Raw genomic sequence first — 21,543 nt, 5'->3', positions numbered from 1 at the left:
AAGCTGTCGAACACAAGGCGAAGATGGCTAATAGGGCACAACGTAACCGTTTCAAGATGAGTTAATTATTACCATGATTGACTAAAACAAATGTTTGATAATTTTGGTCGCCACTCAAAACTTTTAGTTTTGTCATATCCCCTGTCATTACAGCGCTAATTTCTTCATCAGTTAACCCATGGGCGTGCATTACGGCCTCCGGGTCCTGTTGATACGCTTCCATCAGTTGTGCATCTTGACCTAACTGGGTAAAAAAATCCGATAATGCAGACATACCTTTCCTTATTTATATGATGACTCCCGAATTCAGCTCAGAAGTACAGCACTCACAATTAGCCTAAATCTTCAGGTCTAATGCCTAATTTAGTTAAAATAGCATAGTTGTATTCGAGTTTTTTTGCTGGCGGGATCAGTAAAGAACTGATCGGAGACAAGTTTGCCTCGGGCAGCTTACTCAACGGCAAATACTCAATTCTAGGGGCTTGAACTGGCAGATTAGCAGCTTCGTAAATCACCACTTGATGATCTCGCGGATACCATTGATTCAGTTGTTCAACCAAAATCTGCAGCCTGTCACTCGTAGTATGAAACTGAGTTAAGGTATGTTCACCAGCAATCGCAATTTGCCATAACAATAAATGGGTTGTCGGATCGGGCACATGATTAAAAAACATAAACTGGCTAGCTTCAAAGCTTTGATGCCCAGAGCTGCCGGGGTCAATACCCAGATCAGCCCATAAACACGCCTCGGCCGAAATCCCCGGCTCCATCTTCGCTGAAAACCCTTCTGCCCTCGCCCGTGTAATCGCCATATGGGAAACACAGGCAAAGACTCCAGGATGACCATAGAGCGCACAAACGGTTTTTTTGCCAGCCCTTACGGCCTCCAATATAGAATTAACCATTTGTTCGTAGGTTTCTCGGCGATTTTTAACTTCACCATTTTGTGCATAAAACGGCTGTAAATTGATGACATTGGGATTAATGTTCTGGATCCAACGCTGCGAAAAACCATCGGGCAAGAGTGAAAACACGACATCAGCGTGCTCAATATAACTACGACTCATCACACTGATCTGTCCGGCCAGTTGTAAACCCGTACCTACGCAAACTAAAGAACCCAATGCATCTATCCCACTATTTTATTTCGAACACTGCAAACTTACGGCAAAAAAGCCACAGTACAAGAACACAATAAAAACATATCGGTAACTTTAATCTGATTTTAATGAGATTACTATGTTTATCGCCACACATACTGTCTATCGACTTACTAACTAATTGCTTGGCTTTAAAGAAGAAATCGCTCACATTTACTCTTTTCCCAATCCAGCCAACAGTAAACCTGTACGGCTCTAGAAGCCGAAAATCATACTCATAGCCCCATATGACTTTAGCGAATAAATATCCTTAAAGATTGAGAACTAAAGCCAACATACTGGGTCGAAAAGTCACACAATTCGATCTATGACGGTTGCAAAGCCCGATTGCCCTTGTCATGAGGGGGAATGCTTGGGTATTATGGCCGCCAGATTTTCAGAAGTAGCGCATACAATGATCAATAAAAAGCAAAGTCTTACCCTACTGGGCGCTGTGGCGCTCTCTGTTTCGCTCAGTGCCTGTAGCGTGTTCGATTGGTTGATTTATAAGCCCGATATTCCACAGGGCAACTACATGGAACCGCAACAAGTTGAAAAGTTGCGCATTGACATGACCAAAGAACAAGCCGAATACATTCTCGGCCGTCCGGTATTACGAGATAGTTTTGCCGACGATACTTGGTACTATGTGTATCACTACAAGAGTGGGCGTGATGCCAGCATTACGCATAAAGAACTCATACTGCACTTTACGGGCGATAAACTTACCTCAGTGAAAGGCGATTATGAACTGAGCAAAGAATTTAGTACGCCGCTAGAACAAAGCAGCTTGCCAACAGGTAATAAAACTGAGCTAGTGCCACAAATTCCAGCACAGCGCGCCGATGAAAAGCCATTAGTGAAAGAAAATCAAGCTGAAGCGCAAGTTCAAAAACCAATTAAGTAATATCCTAAACTTTGCTTATGCTCTTCTCAGTCAATCAAATACAAAAAAGCGCCCAAGGGCGCTTTTTTATTGAGCAATGATGTCAGTATTTAAGCCCGTCCGCCCGTCACTTTATTCGCGCGGCCTTCATCTTTAGCTTTATCTGCTCGGCGACGACGCACATCCTTAGGATCAGCAATCAAAGGACGATAAATCTCAACCCTTTGCCCCGGTAAAATCACTTGGTCATGCTTAATCACATTACTAAACACACCGAGCTTAACCGTGTCTAAATCGATCTCAGGAAAAAAGCTTACAATGTTACTTAAACGCACAACCTCAATCGCTGACGTGCCGGGATTCACATTCACCGAAATCACTTTTTGCTGTGTAGGCAAGGCGTAAACCACATCAACTACAAACTTATCTGTCTCATTTGTCACTGTAAATCACCTTAGCGCGACTCGTAAATGCCGTCACCATTGATACCATAAGATCATTAAACACTTTACCAAAGGCCATATCGGCTAACGAACTTGAAAACTCAAAACTCAGCTCGAACTCTACCTTGCAGGCCTCTTCAGTCAGCTCAGTAAAACGCCACTGCCCCAATAAATGCTTAAAGGGCCCATTTTCCAATGTTAAATCAATACTCTTACCAGGAACCACTTGGTTGCGAGTCGTAAATGTCTTACGGATCCCCGCTTTACTCACATCCACAGATGCCAGCATAGTCTTACCATCAAATTCTAAGACTTTACCACCCACACAACCGGGTAAAAATTCCTTATACGACTCGACATCATTCACTAAGTCATACATTTGCATCGCACTAAAACGGACTAACACACTTCGAGAAATTTGCGGCATAGGACTTAGTACTCTTCACTAACGTATTCACAGCGACCTAAGCAAACTCAAACGCACGAAAATAACGCACGTGCAATAAACAACTTAGGCCAGCAATCAAAATTTGCACGGATTTTATCACGATACGTAAAAAACGCACCCCTTGTGCACTTAGGCTGATACTCAACCCCCTAATCACGTTCAAAAAACCAGCAATAACACGATAGAGGCTTGAAATTAACTAAATAAAACCTTATATCAATACCAAATTGAATCACCGTGCGTATAATGGCGCCACTATGGTAAAGAAAAATTCAAGCAAAGCCGCGCCTGCGACTATCGCACGTAATAAGCGCGCAACCTTCGAATACCGTTTCGAAGAGAAAATGGAAGCCGGCCTATCCCTCATGGGATGGGAAGTGAAATCTATCCGTATGGGTAAGGTCAACTTGTCCGACTGTTACGTATTCCTGAAAAATGGCGAAGCCTTTATGCATGGCTGCACCATTATTCCCTTGAATACGGCATCGACACACGTTGTCTGCGATCCCCTACGTTTGAAAAAGCTGCTACTCAGCCGTAAAGAGCTAGATAAACTAGCGGGCTTAGTTGAGCGCCAAGGCTACTCTATTATTCCTATCTCAATGTACTGGCGTAAAGGTGCATGGGTGAAAGTGGAAATTGGTCTAGGTAAAGGTAAGAAAGATCACGATAAGCGCGAAGATACTAAAGCGCGTGAATGGGAAGTTGAAAAAGCCCGCGTGATGAAAAAAGAAAAAACGCACGGATAATGAACAAACGATTGAACTTGAAGCAAATGATGCTAGGTGATCATAGTGCTACGGGTTACAATCAAATTCTTGGGGGCGATTCTGGATTCGACAGGATTCACGAAACCCTGGGAGCATGCCGAGGGGCGGTTGGCCTCGTAAAAAGCCGCACAGTTATAGTTGCAAACGACGATAACTACGCTCTAGCAGCTTAGGCTAGCTAGCCATCTGACACAGGTCTCTCAAATGGGCGGTGTATACAGATGGTCATCTTACATTTGATAGCGAGGGAACTCCGTCCGGGGGTGAACCGCGAAATAGTACCGGACTCGCCCGATGAAATCCTGTCTTTCGGAGTTTATTCGGGTTAATTAAAAGAGAGACTAAGCATGTAGTGCCTTGGATGTAGGTGTTCTGGACGCGGGTTCAAGTCCCGCCGCCTCCACCAATTTTACCAGAAGGGCTTAACCGCAAGGTTAAGCCCTTTTTGTTTGAACTTTCAGGCTATTTTGAGCTATCAATTCAAATGCGGCGGCGGGAACTGAACTGGCGTCGATAAATGAATCATGTCACCACTTGATCTAATCTCTATTAGATTCAGCCATTCAGACGCCGCACCTAAAAAACTACCTTTTTCCCTTTCCACCCAAAGCGCGCTTTTTAGCACGTTGTTTTTGCGCCGCTTTGCCGTTACGTCTAGGTTCGGTATCCATCTTATTAAAGTCGGGTTCGAAGCCTAGTAACCATTGTTGTGGTAGACGCTTGTCGAGCACAACTTCAACTTCTTCCAATAATAGGGCGTCCTCTTGACTAAAGAGAGTGATGGCAAGCCCTGCACTGCCCGCTCGACCTGTGCGACCGATACGATGAATATAATCTTCAGCGATAAAGGGTAGCTCAAAGTTGATCACATATTTAAGCTCGACGATATCTAGGCCTCTGGCGGCGACATCCGTTGCCACTAGCACTTGGATCTTACCTTGTTTAAATTCCTGTAAAACTTTCTCGCGCGCGCCTTGGGACAAGTCACCGTGAAACGCCTGAGTGATAATATCGGCTTTATTGAGTTGCTGAACCAGTTTATCGACGCCTTGCTTAGTGCGGCTAAAAATCAACACTTGATGCCAGTTTTTACTGCGTACCAGATGGCTAACGAGTTCGGTTTTACGGTCGGCGTCGACGGCATAAACCACTTGTTCAATTTCGGCAGCGGTCGTGTTGCGCTTGGCAACTTCAATCAACTTGGGATCGCGCAGTAAGGTTTTACTTAAGCTGAAAATAGCGGCATCTAAAGTGGCAGAAAATAACAGGGTTTGCCTATCACTCGGTACTTGCTTGAGCACGGCTTGAATTTCATCCATAAACCCCATGTCGAGCATACGGTCGGCTTCATCGAAAACAAGCACACTCAATTGCTTAAGATTTAATGCACCTTGCCTAAGGTGGTCAAGTAAGCGGCCCGGTGTTGCGATTAACACATCAATCCCTGCATTAAACACGGCGACCTGCGCATCGATACTCACGCCGCCGTAGGCGATGCCGATACGAATATCAGTCCCTTTAGCGTACTTAACAAAACTCTGCTGTACCTGCACTGCCAGTTCACGTGTCGGCACTAAGACTAATGCGCGTACGGGTCTCACAGTTATTAATTCTTGCGAAGGGCTGAGTGTCATCAAATGATGCAAGATAGGCAAGGCGAACGCAGCGGTTTTGCCTGTACCCGTTTGGGCGCCAGCCATCACATCCCGTTTAGCTAAGATGGCAGGGATCGCTTCTAACTGGATAGGCGTTGGCGATTCATAACCAAGAGCCGCTAAGGTATTCACTAACGTGGAGTTTAAGGATAAGGCACTAAAAGACATTGCGGTTAACCACTGAAAATAATGGCCAGAATTTTAGCAGACACAACCCTAAGCGACTAGCGGCATAGCGTTAGTCCTATTGTTATATGCAAACTTGTTTTACGATAAAAATGCGTCGAGATCTGCAGCTAGTTGCGGACGACTAAAAAGGTAACCTTGGGCTTGATCGCACTGATTTTGTTGCAGAAAATCGGCTTGTTCTTTGGTTTCCACTCCTTCGGCGATAATGTCAAGCTTCAACGCATGTCCAAGCGCAATCACAGCTTTAGCAATCGCAGTATTGTTAGTGTCGAAGGGAATGTCTCGCACAAAAGACTGATCAATTTTCAATTTATGAATAGGCAGTTTTTTCAAATAGTTGAGCGATGAATAGCCTGTACCAAAATCATCAACCGATAATTCGATACCCAGATCGCCAAGTCGCTTTAAGTCACGGATAGCAAGATCAGGATTCTGCATCATCACACTTTCGGTCACTTCAAGCTCTAAATGCTTGGCGGGCAAACCCGTTTCAGCTAAGACACGCTTCACATCATCCACAAAGGAACTGCGCTGTAACTGTTGTCCTGCCACGTTCACGGCAATACGGCCAAAATTTTTGCCTTCACCAAGCCAACGCATTCCCTGACGGCAAGCGGTTTCTAAAACCCATAAACCAATTTCATGGATAAGACCTATCTTTTCTGCCACAGGAATAAATATCGCGGGAGAAATCAACCCCAGTTGAGGATCGTGCCAACGCAGTAATGCTTCAAATCCAACGGTTTGTCGAGCCACTAAATCAAGTTTTGGCTGGTACATTAAGTACAAAGCATTTTGCTCAATCGCTCCATAGAGAGCACTTTGCAGCTTAAGATGTTCAAAAGACTGTTGAGTTAAGGACTCTGTATAAAAAGCATAATTATTGCGGCCATCATTTTTGGCGCGATACATGGCCGCATCGGCGTTACGCAGTAAAGTGTCCGCATCGGTTCCATCATTTGGATACAAAGAAACGCCCATACTCGCCGTTAAACGTAAGTGGTCGCCCGTGCTCACAATAAAAGGTTGCTCAAACACTTGGCGCAATTGATTTATGGCAACTGCGGCATCGGCACTATTGTCAATCCCTGAAATCAATGCCACAAACTCATCGCCACCAATCCGTGATAACACATCCTGATCGCCTACTTGGCTGCGTAAACGCTTGGCAAGCTCAACTAACATTTCATCGCCTATACTGTGGCCAAAACTGTCGTTGATATGCTTGAACAGATCGACATCAATCATCACAGTCGCTAATTGCAAATTCAGCCGCTTAGCTTGTCGCACTTCTTGCTTAAGCTGCATCATGAACTTCATGCGATTGGGCAAATGCGTTAGCGGGTCAAAATACGCTAAGTGCGTGAGTTGCGCTTCGTTCTCTTTCTGGGCTGAAATATCGGCAAATACAGCGACAAAATAACGCACATCTCCAACGTCATCATAAATAGTGCTTATGGTGATATTTTGCGGAAAAATCGTGCCATTTTTACGCCGATTCCAAATTTCGCCATTCCATTTACCTTGAGTAAGCAAGGCATTCCAGAGTTTATCGAAAAAATCTTTATCATGCCGACCCGAACTAAAAATCCGAGGATTCTGGCCGAGTAACTCTTCCCTCACATAACCTGTGATCTCAAAAAATGCACCGTTAACGTCGGTAATATTGCCATGCCGGTCGGTCACAACGACACCTTCAACCGAGTTTTTAAACACATTGGTCGCCAGTGTCAGTTGTTCTTCAACTGCTTTATGCTTGGAGATGTTGCGAGTCATACCGATAACGCCCACGAGCTCACCCAGGGCATTGAGTGTTGGGAGTTTTAGCGTTTCTAGCCAAAGATGATTTTTAGCTTCACTGCCATCTAAACACTCAGCGACAATGATAGGCGTACCTGACTCGATAGCGAGCCTATCACCCTCTAGAAAAATCTCTGCAATATCAGCACCAAAGAGTTCAACATCGGATTTACCAACAATCTCACTGCGGGGCATTTCCCACGCATTCTCAACACTACGATTGCAAAGAGTGTAAATGCCTGCGGCATTTTTCATCCAAATATGTTCGTCAAAACTATCGATAAAAGTTTGTAAATCGACCGTATCGACACGACTCGGTGAACCTCGGCTTAATGTTTCAGCCGTATTATGTTGGCTCAATATCTCGCCTAACTGGTGTTGAATGCTATCGCTGATAAGCTTAGCGAGTTGTAGTGTTTTTGAATCTACGCCGTGAGCCTCGTTGTGATAGAAGCATAAAAAGCCAAAATTAGCCCCAGATGGCCAAGCGAGAGACAAACAAATCACGCTGCCGATTGCGCTACAAGTGTGCCAATCTGAGTGCTGCCGAGTATCCATAATTAACAGAGGCTCACGTACCTGCTCAGTTAGCTGTGATACAGATAATGCAGCCGTGATTTGATGACTGCCTAATCGCGGCAATGCTGAAATTGGCTCGCTCAAGCTGTACAACTTAGCATTGCTTAGAGGGGGAATAGTAGGTTTATCAATAATATCAAAGGGATTTTGAACAATTTCTGATGGTGTGAGCATTGAGGGCATCACAACGGACTGGCTTATCGCAGGCTGGGAGGTAGCCAAATGATTGCCACTTAAGTGGCTGAGTATTGCCTGTATTTCACTTTCAGCCGCAGAGTCTGAACTTAACATGCTGCTAAGTTCACCCGCAGCATTCCATGCTAATAACATTGCTTTACTGCTTGATATCTCAGCGACTAAATTTAAGTCACTCAACCAGTTATCAAGCTGTTGCTGCGTAATAGGTACATCTATCATCATCTTGCCAACTCAGATCTCGTTACTGCTCAATCGGCCTACAGCGAGAATACCGTAAGACCTTAAACACATGCCCAATATTGCTACAGAGGGAAAACGTTAACCAAGCAGTAAAATCTCATAAAATTTTACGTTTAACATCAAATCAATACATCTCAATTGGCACTAAGGTTGGATCTAAAACTTACTCCATCATATCCACCTTTTAGGGTGGTAGAGGTCAAACCATCAAAATTCACACTAACTTACTCACACTCAGCAGACTGCTTGCACGGGTAAATCCAACTAACATTGCATTTGCTACTTTAGCACAAAATTTTAGTGTCAGTATCTTGATAAGTTTATTGAGTAACAATTAGTTAGGCTTAATCAATTAAGTCTTCCCCCGATAATTCAGCACTTTCTTAGCGAGAGAAAACCATCCCTAAAGACATATATCAGCAATAACAGGGTTTTGATTGACAAAAATGCTATCTTATTGTCTACAATGGAAATAATAAGGCTGAAAAACCAAGGATATTTATGCCCACTGACGTCGTATCAAGCCAAGCTACCCTGCTCAACAGTAAACAATTATATCGCATTTGCGAACTCGACCAATTAAGCACAGATTGCCAATCGACAGCAGAACTCACACCTCTCAATGACATTGTCGGCCAAGAACGCGCCCAGCAAGCGGTAGAGTTTGCAATGGGAATTAAAGAAAAGGGTTACAACATCTACGCCATAGGTCAGAACGGCCTCGGCAAACGGACCATGATGCTGCGTTACCTAAGCCGTCACGAGCCAAACGACCATACCCTGTACGATTGGTGCTATGTGGTTAATTTCGATGATACCCGTTGCCCTAAAGTGCTGAAACTGAGCGCAGGGACGGGGCTTGAATTTAAAAAAGCCGTCGAAAAGTTGATGCTTAAACTTGTCAAAGCTATGCCTTTAGCCTTTGATAATGAAATGTATTATGCCCGCACTGAAAAGCTCAAAAGCCAATTATCACAGAAGCAAGAAGTCGCACTCACTGAATTAACCGAAGAAGCGAAACAAAAAGGCATCAGCCTCAGTTTAACCATGCAGGGCGACTATCAAATGGTAGCGCTCAATGGTGAAGAACCCCATGACGAAGCTTCATTCGAAGCATTGACAGAGACTGAACGTAGTCAATTTGAAAGTAATATCAATGGCCTAGAGGTTAAACTACGGGGTATTATTCGCCAAATCACTGAATGGGAAGAAGAATTCAGCGACAAGCAGCAAGAGCATGACGAACAAGTCGCCAAAGAAGTATTAATCCATTTTATTAAGCCACTCAAAGATAAGTTCAAGCACCAGCCAGAAGCGCGGACTTTCTTAACCGGTATGCAGGCGGATATCTTAGACAATTTAGATATCTTTTTAGAAGAAAGTGAAGAACAACTGGGCCTAGCCTACGCTTCCCTTGAAAAGAAAATGCCCCGCCGCTACCAAGTTAACGTTTTGGTCGCTCAAGGGACTCAAAAATTCCCTATTGTCGTAGAAGAAAGCCCAAGTTATCACAGCCTATTTGGCTATGTGGAAAACGCCACATTCAGGGGGACAGTGTTCACCGACTTCTCACTTATCCGCTCCGGCAGTCTGCACAAAGCTAACGGCGGCGTGTTATTGATGGATGCGGTAAAAGTGTTAGAACGCCCTTACGTGTGGGACGGGTTAAAACGCGCCCTGCGTTCACGCAAACTCGATTTAAGTTCGCTGGAGCGGGAAGTGTCACTGTCGGGCACGATTTCATTGGCGCCTGAGCCTATCCCCTTAGATGTGAAAATTATTCTGTTTGGCGATCACGAAACTTATCAGCTATTACAGCACTATGATCCTGACTTCAGTGAGTTATTCCGCGTTACCGCCGATTTTGAAGATGTGATGGACAGAACCTCAACTTCTGAGGCGCACTATGCCCGCTTTATTTCGAGCATAGTTCACGACAACAACATGCTACATTGCGACCGTGCGGCTATAGCACGCATCATCGAATACAGCTCGCGGGAGGCCGAAGATCAACAAAAACTGTCGCTACACTCAGCCAATATTGCCAACCTGCTGCGGGAATCAAACTACTGCGCTAAATCGGCAGGCTGTCAGCAAATTTTAGTGCCGCACGTTGAGCAAGCACTGCGAAATCAAGAGCAAAGAGTCTCGCGTCTTCACGACAACATAATGCAAAGCTTTACCAACGGCACGACCTTGATTAGCACTCAGGGCAAAGTGGTTGGGCAAATCAATGCCTTATCCGTCATCTCGACCTCAGATCATCAGTTTGGTATGCCCAATCGCATCACAGCAACCACAGCGTTTGGTAAGGGTGAAGTGATGGATATCGAGCACAGAGTCAAACTAGGGGGGCGAATTCACTCTAAGGGCGTGTTGATCTTAACCGCTTATTTAGCCTCAGTTTTAGGTAAGACGGCGCAAATCCCGCTCACCACTTACCTCACCTTTGAGCAATCATACAGCGGTGTGGACGGTGACAGCGCGTCGATGGCCGAATGCTGCGCCATTATCTCGGCTATTAGCGAGCAAGCAATTAGGCAAGATATTGCCATCACAGGTTCGATGAACCAATTTGGTGAGGCTCAGCCTATTGGCGGCGTGAATGAAAAAATTGAAGGCTTCTTCGATGTCTGCAAAATAAAAGGCCGTACGCCGGAGCAAGGGGTGATTATTCCTGCCTCGAACATGGCCAACCTTATGCTGCGCAAAGACATTGTCGATGCAGTGGCACAGGGGGAATTCCATATTTGGGCTATTACCCATGTAACTCAAGCCATGGAGTTACTGCTCGGTAAAACCGCAGGAAGTTTGCCGCAAACGGCCGCACCTAGCCAAGGGCAATATTCTCCCGAGAGCATTTTCGGCATCGCTCAGCAAAAACTCACCGCACTCAGATCCTTAGTTAAAGCGGATTAAATAAAAACGAGAGAAACAAACGAAAAGGGTTAGCACATGCTAACCCTTTCTTTATAAAGCTATTAAGCGAAATTACACTAAGCTTGCTAGCATTTCGTCGCTGTAAGGAACAAGTTCAACGCCATCACGCACGCGAGCAACATAGTCAGGATTGGCAATGAATGGGCGACCAATAGCAATCAAATCAAACTTATTCGCCGCAATCGCTTCACTGGCGGTTTCAGCGCTGTAGCTTCCAACTCCCACTAAGGTTTTGCCATAGTGTGCGCGCACATAGCTTGAAGCTCTGCCACCAAGATAATCGAATTCCATGCTGTCATCGAAAATCCCAATATGCACAAAAGCGATATCGCGGGATTCTAGCTCAGGCAAGAAGTAATCGAACACTTCGCGGTCACGACTATCTGCCGCCATATTGAAATAAGCCCCTGGAGAAATCCGTAAACCGGTTCTGTCTTTGCCGATACGAGCCACAACAGCATCGACAACCTCAAGCGCAAAACGGGACATATTGGCAGGTGTTCCACCGTATTCATCGGTGCGGCGATTGCTGTCATGGTGTAAGAAGGTATCAATTAAATAACCATTTGCACCGTGGATTTCGACGCCATCGAACCCAGCTTCAATGGCATTTTCCGCCGCTTTGGCGTAATCACGCACTAGGCCTTGAATATCCTCAAGTGTAGCAGGTTTTGGCGTGACATATGTCAGTTCGCGCATTCTTGGCACGCTGCCTTCAATTTTCTGCGCTGATGCCGCAAGCACATCGCCACCACCGAAAAAGTGTGGATGAGCAACACGTCCCGTATGCCATAACTGCACAAAAATCTTACCGCCATTGGCATGTACTGCATCGGTCACTTTACGCCAGCCAGCAATTTGCGCTTGAGTAAAAATACCAGGGGTATTTGGATAACCTTGAGCATCGGGACGAATAATCGTCGCCTCTGTGATGATCAAACCCGCTTCGGCGCGGCGTGCATAATAGGCGACCATATCATCGGTCGGCACTAAATCGGCATCCGCCATACAACGGGTTAAAGGTGCCATTAAGATACGATTATTTAAGGTAATAGTGTCATTAAGTGAGTAGGTATCGAACAGATTTACCAATGAATTTGGCGTGGTTTGTGTAATCATTTTCTCAGTTCCATTCTTGAATATGCATTCAAGATATTATTATTTGAACGATCATTCAAGTTCATTTTTGAATGTTTGTTCAAATTTAGGTAGAATCTGGCCTAAGCGTTTCTATTCAAGTGAATTAAATTCGATGCGTAATGCAGAGTTCGACCGAGAACAGGTACTTCGCGGCGCTATGGCCGCCTTCATGCACAAGGGTTACACCAAAACGAGCATGCAAGATCTTACTCAAGCCACGGGATTACATCCGGGGTCGATTTACTGTGCCTTCACCAATAAACGCGGGTTATTAATCGCGGCCATTGAGCAATATCAACTCGACAGAAACGAGCAATTCAACAATCTATTCGGCAATGGCGAGAATGTGCTGACTAATTTGAAAACCTACTTAGATCATCTCGTTATTGAATGTCTGAGTTGCGATAGCGCCCAAGCTTGCTTACTGACAAAAGCGTTAAATGAAATTGCAGAGCAAGATGTTGAGATCCGGGACATCATCAATCAGTATCTACAATCTTGGCAGCAAGCACTCACGCTACAATTTGCCACTGCAACGTTGCAAGGACTCCTCCAAGGCAATCGCAGCAGCGAGCAAAGAGCCCAATATTTAATGATGGGAATTTATGGTTTAAGAACCTTCGCCCACACACATCCTAATGCCGAAACCTTACAGTACCTTGCAGACCAATTGCTGGTAGAAGTCTGCCATTAAAGTGCGTTAATTTGTGGGACAGTAAATATCTGAACGACTAACCGAATATGATTAAGCGAACAAGCGCTAACATTAATAGAAATAGATGGATTGAATAGAGTTTTTGCAGAAAATGTCGGGACGATAATTTAGCAAAGTGAATTATTCGTCCCAAGAATGACGATTAGTTTAAAATGTTAACCTATATTAGCTTGAGCAAACACTCGCTCGCCTAATGAATTCAATATCTTACACTCACCTTCAAGTACAGCAATGATAGATTTTCCCTTGCGGAAACTTGCAGGTATCATCACACGCCCAGCTTCACTCACTGGTAAATTACCTAATACGGCGTTGTGCATAATTAACCCTACGGGCGCATCATAATATAAAACAGTTACAGTCGCTTGATTTGCTTGCATCACATTTAACTCACATTAAGCAGCATCTACTGCGTTATATTTACATCGCAAGAGAGCTCCCTGTCCTCAACATTTTAAAATATCCAGAAAGATATTTTAAACATTTTAAATCAATTACTTAAGGTCTTATTCAAATTTTATGATTTTTTATTGGATACAATACTGTCTTATACTGTACACCTTGGGCTATTTAAGCACTTCGGCAAAAAGATGCCAATCTATTTCTATTATGTTAATCGATTACCTACTATCGATCACATATAAGACACAAATAAAGATGCGTTTTTATGCATTTTTTAGAGTAAATAACCTAAATTTGAGTTATCAGTAATCTACTTAGCTTTAAATCCCACTCGAAATCCGCCCCAATGTTTACCGTTTACAAAAATGGGCACCGACAAGTCGTGCATCACTTCGCCCGTATCGCGTTTATAAGTTTGCAATAGCACAGGTTCAGTATGGGCGCCGCAACGGATCCCTGTCGGATCATTAAACAAGCGTTTGGTTCGATTGTGCACCATATCAACCTCAACTTTGCCTGTCAGTGCTTGGCTAAAGCGTTTATTATGGGTCGGAAAATAACCTTTCCTATCAACGGCTCCCGCATAAATAATTTCGCTGTGTTTTGCCAGAATGGGCTCTTGAATTGTTGGAAAATGCTGATCGGTATAACGATCGAAAGCCGTGCTGTATTTCTGCGGCTGAGTATTGGTAATAGGTTGGTATTTAGGATTAAACAAATCAGCCTCGCTAAAACTGCCACTGGCTAAACCTTGTGCTAACTTGTCACCGCACGCTTTAGCGGCAACATTCGCCAATTGCAGAACCTGCTGATCGAAGGTTTGTGTATCCCATTTAGACAGCGCTTTAAAAATACCCTCAGTGGTCAAGGATAAAGTAAAGGCCTGCTCGGATACGCTATGACTCTGTTTACCCGTCGAATTTAATGAGTCACGTATTTGAGTCACCGAGCGGCTAATGTCGTTAGTAGTGTTGTTATATTGTTTGAGTGAATCTTCCATATCACCTAAGGCATGGGCCGATTGGGTCACAGAAGCCGAAATCTCAGTGAAGTGCGCGTCTAACTCGCCCATGGCGGCGACCACATCGGCTGTTTGCGTCACGACTCGCTCCATCAGCCCAGAAGTTTTATCCGTTTCACTACGGATTTCTAATAGCATTTTGCCAATATCTTGGGTTGCACCCGCCGTTTTCCCCGCAAGGCTGCGTACTTCGTCAGCCACTACCGCAAAACCTCGACCCTGCTCCCCCGCACGAGCCGCTTCGATGGCCGCATTTAACGCCAACAGATTCGTTTGCTCGGCAACGGAGTTAATCACTTCGGTAATTTTTTGGATTTCTTCGGCTCTTGATTTAAGCGCCTGCACTTGCTCAGCGGCGGTATCAATATCCGTACTCAGTGAACGAATGGCTGCAACACCTTTCTGAGCTTGACTTCGTCCCTGCACGCTAACGCGCTCAGCCTCTTGAGCTTGGCCTAAAATATCTGCCGCATTATCGCCAAGTTGGGCCGTAGTGTGGCTCAATTGCCCCGCGGCAACCGCAATGGCACTGGCATGCTCGCCATTTGATTCAACTGATTTATTCAGTAAATCAATAAAATGCGACACCTCAGCCGAACCGATAGCCATTTTGCTGGTTTGCACACTAATGTCGTGGGCGGGGATGCTTTGCTCTTGTAATGCCTTAATGTTTGCCTCATCGGTGTCGAGCTTAGCCTTAGATGCGCGCAAACACACCCACACTACTAAGCCACAGGCAAGAGCGCCCAAGATCAACGCCTGCACAATACTCGGAAGATGCAGTCCCTCAAGTAATAAACTCCCCAGAGAGACCAGTATGAAACTGATGAAAATTAAAATTTTGTGCTGTATTTCCATATACTTCCCGTAACTGCGCAAGGTAAAAATGAAAGGGAAATGCTAAGAGTCGAATCATTAGCCTTCGTTCAGCTGCTATCAATTACAGCGGCTATTGCTTACAACTGACGAGGGAGGGCTAACTATGATAGCGCTCAAGATTTATAGTTTTAGTCTATTTCTCTGAATAAGCTAGATAATTTATCTCGCTAAATAAACAAAGTAGAAGTTAGCTATCATCAACAGTCTCACGAGCGTATGGCATTAGACATTAGTATTAATCTATCGCGATATAGTCCTAGCCTATCTAAAAGCGGATCTTCCTTGATAAAACCAACTTTGCCCTGAAATGCGTGCCCCGTCGCCTTCTAGGTAATAAATCACATAGGGACGACTGCACTTATGCCAAGAAAACTGCTAATATCGGCGCAATTTTTTTGAGCTAACGAGATCAAGATGGGCAGAGCATATCAAAACAAGAAAGAATCCATGGCGAAAACAGCCGGTCAAAAAACCCGCATTTATTCACGCTACGGTAAAGAGATTTACGTTGTCGCTAAGCAAGGCGGCGTTGAGCCCGATGGAAACTTATCACTGCGTCGCTTAATTGAACGCGCTAAGAAAGACCAAGTGCCCGCGCATGTTATTGAACGCGCAATTGAAAAAGCCAAAGGCGGCGGTGGTGAAGATTACGATACCGCCCGTTACGAAGGTTTTGGTCCTGGCAACTGCATGGTCATTGTTGACTGCTTAACCGATAACGTAAAACGTACCTTCACCGAAGTGCGTCAAGCCTTCGTGAAAAACGATGCCAAACTCGGCGGTCCAGGTACAGTTGGCCACATGTTTGATCATCAAGCCGTGTTCGTGTTTGCCGGTGATGACGAAGATGCGATTTTAGAACTACTGATGATGGCTGACGTTGATGTGAGCGATGTTGAGCTGGAAGATGGCTTAATCACAGTATACGCGCCGCACACTGAGTACTTTAAAGTCAAAACTGCACTGACCGAAGCGATGCCAGAGGTTAACTTCGAATTCGACAACATCACCTTCGTACCGCAGGACATGACTAAGGTTGAAGGTGAAGATGTGGCTATGTTTGAAAAGTTTATCGCCGCTTTAGAAGATTGTGACGACGTACAAAACGTCTATCACAATGCGGAAATTGAAGACTAAACACTGCTTTCGCCTGAAATAAAACGCAGCCCTAGGCTGCGTTTTTTGTTTATAGGTCAACATATTAAGCGTTAATGAAACAACCGTGAAACCCTAACGGCAATACCCTGTTCATATGAGCCGAAGCAATGGGTCCCGCACTGATGTCACTGGCACGAAACAAAGACAAGCCAGACTGTGCATTGTGGTAATCGAGCCAAGTCATCAATAAATAGGCTTCATGCTGCTCAGTGGCGGGGATATAGAGCGGCTCTTCGGCAATCTTGCCTTTGCCAAGATAAAACGCGCTATAGCTCGCGTCGCCAAGTGTATCCGCACTGTGCTTGCTGCTGTCTTTTGCATTATGAATACAATACAGAGTGTTACTTAGCCCTGATTCAGAGTCAGATTCTGCTTCATATTTAAAGTTAGAATTAGCAGCAGAATCTGATCTTGCTCCAACGCCAAATAACGGAACAAACTCCGAAGCCCCGCCTGTTTTCTCCGCAAACGCTTTTTCACCGCTAGTTTGTTTTTTACCCATAATGTGCTGCGCAAACTGGGGAAACTCCATCATCACGCCGCTGCGGTTAATACGTGCAGAGGAAGACAAGGTCTTTGCAAACTGCGCTTTGCTAGCTGCTGTAAGTGCTACTGTGAGCGGTACTGTGAGAGGTACTGTGATCGTCACTAACTCTGCATGGGGTGTCTTAGTTTTTCGCTCCCCCGTCAGCAACCCCTTCATCCCTTGGGTTAAAATAGCTGAATTGGGATAGAGGCAAAGCTGCACCGAAAGTTCGTCATTCTTCTCAATGGCTTGACCAAAGTGAAACACAAATCCCGCAGGTAGCTGGTGTAACTGGCGCGCTTTAAAGTCGGCTTTGTCGATAACCAGTAATTGCGATGGCAATTCGGGGCGCCATTTAAAAGCATCAATATAAGTTTCGCCCTCTTCATACACGCAGGATGAAATGTAAAACACTAGCTTATTCTCACTCTGCGCGAAGGCATGTAAGTAACTCGCCTGTGGTAATTCAATCACTTCCATTCTGACTATGCTGTCATCGGGCGCCACTTGAGACACAAATAATTGCTTCTCACCACCGACATACCAGACGCCAAAATTCCATAGTCCACCTTGTCCGTCATCGAGCGGGTGAGCAGAAAAGGGTAAGCCCTTAAATTTGTCACCAAAGCTTTTCACGCCAAGCGTGGTTAAGGTCTGGGCATCAAGTCGATAGGGTGAACCCGCCTCCCATAAAGCGAGCAACTCGCCGTGGCGCGGCAATAAACTAGTATTAGCCACATTCAAATCGTCGTTGTTTCGAATAGGTAAAGCATTGGGGATCACTGTGCCTGCGGTCGTGTACTTAAACGCGCCAGCGGCCTCCTCCACTTTAAACTTCTTTGTTTGGATAAACTTAGCCTGATGCTGAATTTGCCCATTGGCCACACTAAACTGCTGCACCATGCCATCACCATCGAACCAATGTTGATATGCCTTACCTGCCCGAGACATTTTCGCTGGCCCATTACGATATAGATTGCCGCTCAACTGCGCTGGCCACTCGCCTGAAACCTGCATAGTCAGTGGCTGATAGTCAGCTTCAGCACCACTAAATCCAATCGCCCATGGCTCACGTGCGACCGTTTGTGCGTTATCCAGCGCCAGCAATTTATCCACTGAACTGGCCCAAACTGCACTCGTCATGAGGGCGGCTGAGCCTGCTAGAAATTGACGTCTATCCATGGTGCAGCGCCCCTCTTAGCGAATGTGTATAGTGATTTGCGCATCGGCCTGCAAACTAAAGCTGGCGTCTTTAAAGCTCGCAGGTCCAAAACTGCCGGCGTTATTGCTAAAACCATAGCCTTCACTCGGCACACTTAACATATTGGTATCTAAGCTGTGGTTGCCATTTTCATCGTGAAAGACCTTGACCGCATATTGGCCATCGGCGAGATCGCTAAATACCAGCCTATGCTCTGTCTTAGTGACGGGTTTTATCATAGACGCACTAGGATTGTGGCCTGCGGCGTAATCCTCGGCATTGGCGTAAAGCTCCACCATCAAGGCGCCGGTTTGTACTTGAATATTATCGATATCCACAGTCAAGGTATGTGTCTGGCTGCCAGTGGACATGGAGCCTGCCGACATACTTCCTGCAGACAAGAGTAAGCAAGCTAAGCCTGCGCCCCAAATCGCTGATAACGTCCTTTTCGTCTTATTAACTTGGCGAACCTGTGTTGTCATAGCCGAGTTCATGTGTTTCATGTCTTACTCCTGTTATTTGCGCTGATAAGTAACTGCGATGAAGTTAGCTTAAAAAATCGCAGGACGAAAAACAGGTGCCAAAAGTCATGAAACAAAAATTTAACAAGATGACTTTTGGCATAGTGACATCTGGCGCTGATACCTTAGAATGGTCGGCAGAATTGGATTAAGGAATCGTCATTCGTGCTAGAAAATCGATTAGCGAAAGAAGAAAACATGTTGATTGCTGCAGGAGTGCTCACTTGGGCATTAGTCGCTTGGGTTGGGATAAATCAAGCCGCATTGCATACATGGCAAGGCATGCTCAATGTAACACTTTATGGGCTGTATTTAGTGCAATTTATACTGATAGCAACGGACATAGCTCCACATAATATTCGACTTCGCCGCATAACCACGCTAGCAATGCCCTTGATCGTACTGAGCTTATTACTCACGGCAAACCATGCATTGCTGCCGATCCTCTTCGTTATTTGGGCGTCACTCTTGCCTGAGTTTTTTAATCGCCGCCAAGCCATTTCACAGTTGCTGCTAGCCAACATGGTTTATTACGTGCTGCTGCAATGGCATTGGCATGAACAAAGCAATGTGTTCAATATTTTGATTTATCTTGGCTTTCAATTCTTTGCCTACAGCAGCAGCCAAGCAAGGCTTTCCGAGCATAAATCACGCTTGATACAAGAACAGCTAAACCAACAGCTTATTGCCACTCGCGCCCTACTGAGCCAAGCCAGCGAACAGCAAGAAAGATTAAGGATATCACGCGATTTGCACGACATTCTCGGCCACCAACTCACAGCGCTTTCCCTGCAATTGGAAGTACTAAGCCATACAGCGCCCGAGGAGCTCAAACCTCAAGTCAATCAAAGTAAATCCTTAGCTAAACAGCTACTTGAAAGTATTCGCGCCGTCGTCAGGGCTCAAAGAGTGCAAGTGGGATTGGATTTAGTCCCACCTTTAGAGGCACTGATGACCCGCTTACCCAACGTGACTCTTAACTGCAAAGGGATGAAGCCACTGCAATCAGCCGAACTGACTCAGGCACTACTGTTAGTGCTGCAGGAAGGCATCAGCAACGCCGTTCGTCACGGCAAGGCGAATCAACTGCAATTGAGCATGCAAGACTCCCAAATCGCGCTGGTATTGCAACTAAGCGACAACGGCGTGGGGCTAACACGGGGAGCCGCGCGAAACGCATCAGTTAAAAGCGGCACAGGGCTAAACGGTACAGGACAGCTCGGCACAGGACAGTTCGGTACAGGGCTTGGCGGCATGCAGGAAAGGCTACAACCCTTTAATGGCAGATTGGAGTTAAGGGCAAATGACTCGGCGTCCGGCTGCCAACTCACCCTCACACTCCCTGCACTCGCTTAACTTTTTATAAAAAAAATCTTTGGAATAGCTATGGATATGCAAAACAACATCATCAGTGTCGGTTTAGTGGAAGATCAGCAATTGGTTCGCCAAGGGATCGCTAGCCTGCTCGCTATTTCCGACAACATTCGCGTGTTATGGCAAGCCGAAGACGGTCAAGATGCACTCAAAAAGCTTGCCAGCAATCCCGTCGATGTGCTGCTCAGTGATATCCGTATGCCAAATCTTGATGGTATCGCCATGCTCAAACAGATACGGCAAAGTGCCAATCGCTTACCTGTCATCATGTTAACCACCTTCGATGACAGTGAGTTATTCCTCAATAGTTTGCAGGCGGGAGCCAACGGCTTTTTGCTCAAGGACGTGTCACTCGACAAGTTACTGCACGCCATCGAAACCGTCGCCAAAGGCGGCTACTTGATAGAGCCTTCGGTACTCAAACAGATGAGTGAGCCTAAACCTGCACCTAGCGTTGGGGTAACTAGAAATGAATTATTGTCGGAACGGGAGCGGGAAATTCTCAGTTTTATGGCGGGCGGCTTCTCCAACAAGGAAATCGCCAATGCGGTATTTTTAGCCGAGGGCACAGTGAAGAATCATGTCTCTAACATACTCACTAAACTCGATTGCCGAGACCGTACCCAAGCTGTGCTCAAGGGATTACAACTGGCATTGATTTAACCCATTAGCATTAAACCAAACCCGATTGCCAACAAAAAGGGCCATTTAAGGCCCTTTTTGTGCTCATCTAAAGCGATGAGTTATGACTAAAACCTAACGAAGATCCATCTCTTGGATAATTTCATGGGCAATAGCTGGCGTTGTACAGCTCGGGGTTTCATGCAAATCCGCTTTTAGCTGACCTTTACGGTGCTTAAGTGCTGCATCTAATTTTTTCGATGCGGCTTTGATTGCTGGGTACATAACCTCATCGGTACCTGAAGCAGAAATACGGCTTCCTTCATAATTCGTACGAAGCTCAACCTGATACTCGCCATGCTCTTTCGCAATAATAATGTCCAGTGCGATCAGAGAGGGGAAATGGGTGGCGATTTTTGCAAATTTTTCGTTAACATCTTCTCTAATAGAATCAGTAACATCGACGTGGTGACCAGAAATATTTATTTTCATAGGTTGTCCCTTTTAGTGTCATTACTTTTATTTTTGCTTCACTAATAGAGCTTGGGGCATGCAGGATAAAACACAAGGGTTATTGGCAAATATTTCGGTCAACTCAGGTATTAGCATCTCCTAAATGTGACCTCCATCAAGAAGTCAAAAATAAAACAGCGAGAAAAACATGATTAAGTGATTGATTTATAAACAGGCATTAATAA

Annotated in this window: 19 protein-coding genes and 1 other RNA gene; 8 read left to right on the top strand and 12 right to left on the bottom strand. The window is 45.2% G+C overall.

The genetic code is table 11. The annotated features are described in order from the left end of the window. Window positions 1-61 precede the first annotated feature (61 nt). Window positions 62-274 carry a hypothetical protein gene (locus tag L5M71_RS01585; RefSeq protein ID WP_263206061.1) on the bottom strand — a complete coding sequence of 71 codons (213 nt, stop codon included), beginning with the start codon at window positions 272-274 and terminating at the stop codon, window positions 62-64. Between the two features lie 58 nt (window positions 275-332). Then, window positions 333-1,124 (bottom strand): SAM-dependent methyltransferase, encoded by a 792-nt coding sequence (locus tag L5M71_RS01580; protein ID WP_263206059.1) that lies wholly within the window; start codon window positions 1,122-1,124, stop codon window positions 333-335. 430 nt (window positions 1,125-1,554) lie between these two features. Here L5M71_RS01580 and L5M71_RS01575 point away from each other — a divergent pair, with 430 nt between their 5' ends. Continuing rightward, window positions 1,555-2,046, top strand: coding sequence for an outer membrane protein assembly factor BamE (locus tag L5M71_RS01575; RefSeq protein WP_028760727.1), 492 nt, complete (start codon window positions 1,555-1,557; stop codon window positions 2,044-2,046). 89 nt (window positions 2,047-2,135) lie between these two features. Here the strand turns inward: L5M71_RS01575 and L5M71_RS01570 are convergent, their stop codons facing one another. Next, entirely contained in the window at window positions 2,136-2,468 is a 333-nt protein-coding gene (locus L5M71_RS01570; RefSeq protein ID WP_263145130.1) for an RnfH family protein, read from the bottom strand. Next, a complete protein-coding gene (locus L5M71_RS01565) occupies window positions 2,458-2,895 on the bottom strand; it encodes a type II toxin-antitoxin system RatA family toxin (protein ID WP_028760728.1) in 438 nt (145 codons plus the stop codon). Before L5M71_RS01565 ends, L5M71_RS01570 begins: the two co-directional genes overlap by 11 nt. A 278-nt stretch (window positions 2,896-3,173) precedes the next feature. Between L5M71_RS01565 and smpB the strand changes: the two genes are divergently transcribed. Together smpB and ssrA are read left to right on the top strand one after the other, a co-directional pair. Further along, window positions 3,174-3,665: an SsrA-binding protein SmpB gene (gene smpB, locus L5M71_RS01560; RefSeq protein ID WP_006080832.1), complete on the top strand. Its 492-nt coding sequence runs from the start codon at window positions 3,174-3,176 to the stop codon at window positions 3,663-3,665. 71 nt (window positions 3,666-3,736) lie between these two features. Beyond that, window positions 3,737-4,092: a transfer-messenger RNA gene (gene ssrA / locus L5M71_RS01555) on the top strand. Window positions 4,093-4,270: 178 nt separating this feature from the next. Here the strand turns inward: ssrA and L5M71_RS01550 are convergent. Together L5M71_RS01550 and L5M71_RS01545 are read right to left on the bottom strand one after the other, a co-directional pair. Then, the gene (locus tag L5M71_RS01550; RefSeq protein ID WP_263179065.1) at window positions 4,271-5,509 is read right to left on the bottom strand and encodes a DEAD/DEAH box helicase; all 1,239 of its coding nucleotides are present in this window, start codon (window positions 5,507-5,509) and stop codon (window positions 4,271-4,273) included. Window positions 5,510-5,608: 99 nt separating this feature from the next. Then, window positions 5,609-8,329, bottom strand: a complete 2,721-nt coding sequence (locus L5M71_RS01545; RefSeq protein ID WP_263206057.1) for a putative bifunctional diguanylate cyclase/phosphodiesterase — start codon at window positions 8,327-8,329, stop codon at window positions 5,609-5,611. Between the two features lie 519 nt (window positions 8,330-8,848). Between L5M71_RS01545 and L5M71_RS01540 the strand changes: the two genes are divergently transcribed. After that, the gene (locus L5M71_RS01540; protein ID WP_263206055.1) at window positions 8,849-11,266 is read left to right on the top strand and encodes a Lon protease family protein; all 2,418 of its coding nucleotides are present in this window, start codon (window positions 8,849-8,851) and stop codon (window positions 11,264-11,266) included. Window positions 11,267-11,338: 72 nt separating this feature from the next. Here the strand turns inward: L5M71_RS01540 and L5M71_RS01535 are convergent, their stop codons facing one another. Next, a complete protein-coding gene (locus L5M71_RS01535; protein WP_263206052.1) occupies window positions 11,339-12,406 on the bottom strand; it encodes an alkene reductase in 1,068 nt (355 codons plus the stop codon). A gap of 133 nt (window positions 12,407-12,539) precedes the next feature. Between L5M71_RS01535 and L5M71_RS01530 the strand changes: the two genes are divergently transcribed. Continuing rightward, complete coding sequence (locus L5M71_RS01530) at window positions 12,540-13,121, top strand: TetR/AcrR family transcriptional regulator (protein WP_263206050.1); 582 nt, start codon at window positions 12,540-12,542, stop codon at window positions 13,119-13,121. A 176-nt stretch (window positions 13,122-13,297) separates the two neighbouring features. Here L5M71_RS01530 and L5M71_RS01525 read toward each other — a convergent pair whose 3' ends face one another. Continuing rightward, window positions 13,298-13,522 (bottom strand): TIGR02922 family protein, encoded by a 225-nt coding sequence (locus L5M71_RS01525; protein ID WP_028760777.1) that lies wholly within the window; start codon window positions 13,520-13,522, stop codon window positions 13,298-13,300. 332 nt (window positions 13,523-13,854) lie between these two features. Then, window positions 13,855-15,423, bottom strand: coding sequence for a methyl-accepting chemotaxis protein (locus L5M71_RS01520; RefSeq protein ID WP_263206048.1), 1,569 nt, complete (start codon window positions 15,421-15,423; stop codon window positions 13,855-13,857). Between the two features lie 435 nt (window positions 15,424-15,858). On the opposite strand from L5M71_RS01520, the gene L5M71_RS01515 reads away from it, so the two are divergent. After that, the gene (locus tag L5M71_RS01515; RefSeq protein WP_006085103.1) at window positions 15,859-16,581 is read left to right on the top strand and encodes a YebC/PmpR family DNA-binding transcriptional regulator; all 723 of its coding nucleotides are present in this window, start codon (window positions 15,859-15,861) and stop codon (window positions 16,579-16,581) included. 64 nt (window positions 16,582-16,645) lie between these two features. On the opposite strand, the gene L5M71_RS01510 is transcribed toward L5M71_RS01515, so the two are convergent. Together L5M71_RS01510 and L5M71_RS01505 are read right to left on the bottom strand one after the other, a co-directional pair. Next, a complete protein-coding gene (locus L5M71_RS01510) occupies window positions 16,646-18,310 on the bottom strand; it encodes a carotenoid oxygenase family protein (protein WP_263206045.1) in 1,665 nt (554 codons plus the stop codon). 15 nt (window positions 18,311-18,325) lie between these two features. Continuing rightward, window positions 18,326-18,832, bottom strand: a complete 507-nt coding sequence (locus tag L5M71_RS01505; RefSeq protein WP_263206043.1) for a DUF2141 domain-containing protein — start codon at window positions 18,830-18,832, stop codon at window positions 18,326-18,328. Window positions 18,833-19,015: 183 nt separating this feature from the next. Between L5M71_RS01505 and L5M71_RS01500 the strand changes: the two genes are divergently transcribed. Next, window positions 19,016-20,206, top strand: coding sequence for a sensor histidine kinase (locus L5M71_RS01500; protein WP_263206041.1), 1,191 nt, complete (start codon window positions 19,016-19,018; stop codon window positions 20,204-20,206). A 30-nt stretch (window positions 20,207-20,236) separates the two neighbouring features. Then, a complete protein-coding gene (locus tag L5M71_RS01495) occupies window positions 20,237-20,887 on the top strand; it encodes a response regulator transcription factor (RefSeq protein WP_173246072.1) in 651 nt (216 codons plus the stop codon). Between the two features lie 93 nt (window positions 20,888-20,980). Here L5M71_RS01495 and hpf read toward each other — a convergent pair whose 3' ends face one another. Then, window positions 20,981-21,337: a ribosome hibernation-promoting factor, HPF/YfiA family gene (gene hpf, locus L5M71_RS01490; RefSeq protein ID WP_028760784.1), complete on the bottom strand. Its 357-nt coding sequence runs from the start codon at window positions 21,335-21,337 to the stop codon at window positions 20,981-20,983. Between the last annotated feature and the right edge of the window lie 206 nt (window positions 21,338-21,543).

It is taken from the genome of Shewanella sp. SW1 (genome assembly GCF_025653545.1).
Classification (GTDB): Bacteria; Pseudomonadota; Gammaproteobacteria; order Enterobacterales; family Shewanellaceae; genus Shewanella; species Shewanella oncorhynchi.
Note: the sequence above shows the minus strand (reverse complement) of the source record. Positions and strands in the feature narration are given on the sequence as shown.

What these genes read in the sequence shown, in the direction of transcription:
- L5M71_RS01520 (WP_263206048.1), bottom strand. Translation starts at nt 15,423, where the DNA reads ATGGAAATACAGCACAAAATTTTAATTTTCATCAGTTTCATACTGGTC.
- L5M71_RS01510 (WP_263206045.1), bottom strand. Translation starts at nt 18,310, where the DNA reads ATGGATAGACGTCAATTTCTAGCAGGCTCAGCCGCCCTCATGACGAGT.
- L5M71_RS01495 (WP_173246072.1), top strand. Translation starts at nt 20,237, where the DNA reads ATGGATATGCAAAACAACATCATCAGTGTCGGTTTAGTGGAAGATCAG.
- L5M71_RS01585 (WP_263206061.1), bottom strand. Translation starts at nt 274, where the DNA reads ATGTCTGCATTATCGGATTTTTTTACCCAGTTAGGTCAAGATGCACAA.
- L5M71_RS01505 (WP_263206043.1), bottom strand. Translation starts at nt 18,832, where the DNA reads ATGAAACACATGAACTCGGCTATGACAACACAGGTTCGCCAAGTTAAT.
- L5M71_RS01545 (WP_263206057.1), bottom strand. Translation starts at nt 8,329, where the DNA reads ATGATGATAGATGTACCTATTACGCAGCAACAGCTTGATAACTGGTTG.
- L5M71_RS01575 (WP_028760727.1), top strand. Translation starts at nt 1,555, where the DNA reads ATGATCAATAAAAAGCAAAGTCTTACCCTACTGGGCGCTGTGGCGCTC.
- hpf (WP_028760784.1), bottom strand. Translation starts at nt 21,337, where the DNA reads ATGAAAATAAATATTTCTGGTCACCACGTCGATGTTACTGATTCTATT.
- L5M71_RS01530 (WP_263206050.1), top strand. Translation starts at nt 12,540, where the DNA reads ATGCGTAATGCAGAGTTCGACCGAGAACAGGTACTTCGCGGCGCTATG.
- L5M71_RS01515 (WP_006085103.1), top strand. Translation starts at nt 15,859, where the DNA reads ATGGGCAGAGCATATCAAAACAAGAAAGAATCCATGGCGAAAACAGCC.
- smpB (WP_006080832.1), top strand. Translation starts at nt 3,174, where the DNA reads ATGGTAAAGAAAAATTCAAGCAAAGCCGCGCCTGCGACTATCGCACGT.
- L5M71_RS01540 (WP_263206055.1), top strand. Translation starts at nt 8,849, where the DNA reads ATGCCCACTGACGTCGTATCAAGCCAAGCTACCCTGCTCAACAGTAAA.
- L5M71_RS01565 (WP_028760728.1), bottom strand. Translation starts at nt 2,895, where the DNA reads ATGCCGCAAATTTCTCGAAGTGTGTTAGTCCGTTTTAGTGCGATGCAA.
- L5M71_RS01550 (WP_263179065.1), bottom strand. Translation starts at nt 5,509, where the DNA reads ATGTCTTTTAGTGCCTTATCCTTAAACTCCACGTTAGTGAATACCTTA.
- L5M71_RS01525 (WP_028760777.1), bottom strand. Translation starts at nt 13,522, where the DNA reads ATGCAAGCAAATCAAGCGACTGTAACTGTTTTATATTATGATGCGCCC.
- L5M71_RS01535 (WP_263206052.1), bottom strand. Translation starts at nt 12,406, where the DNA reads ATGATTACACAAACCACGCCAAATTCATTGGTAAATCTGTTCGATACC.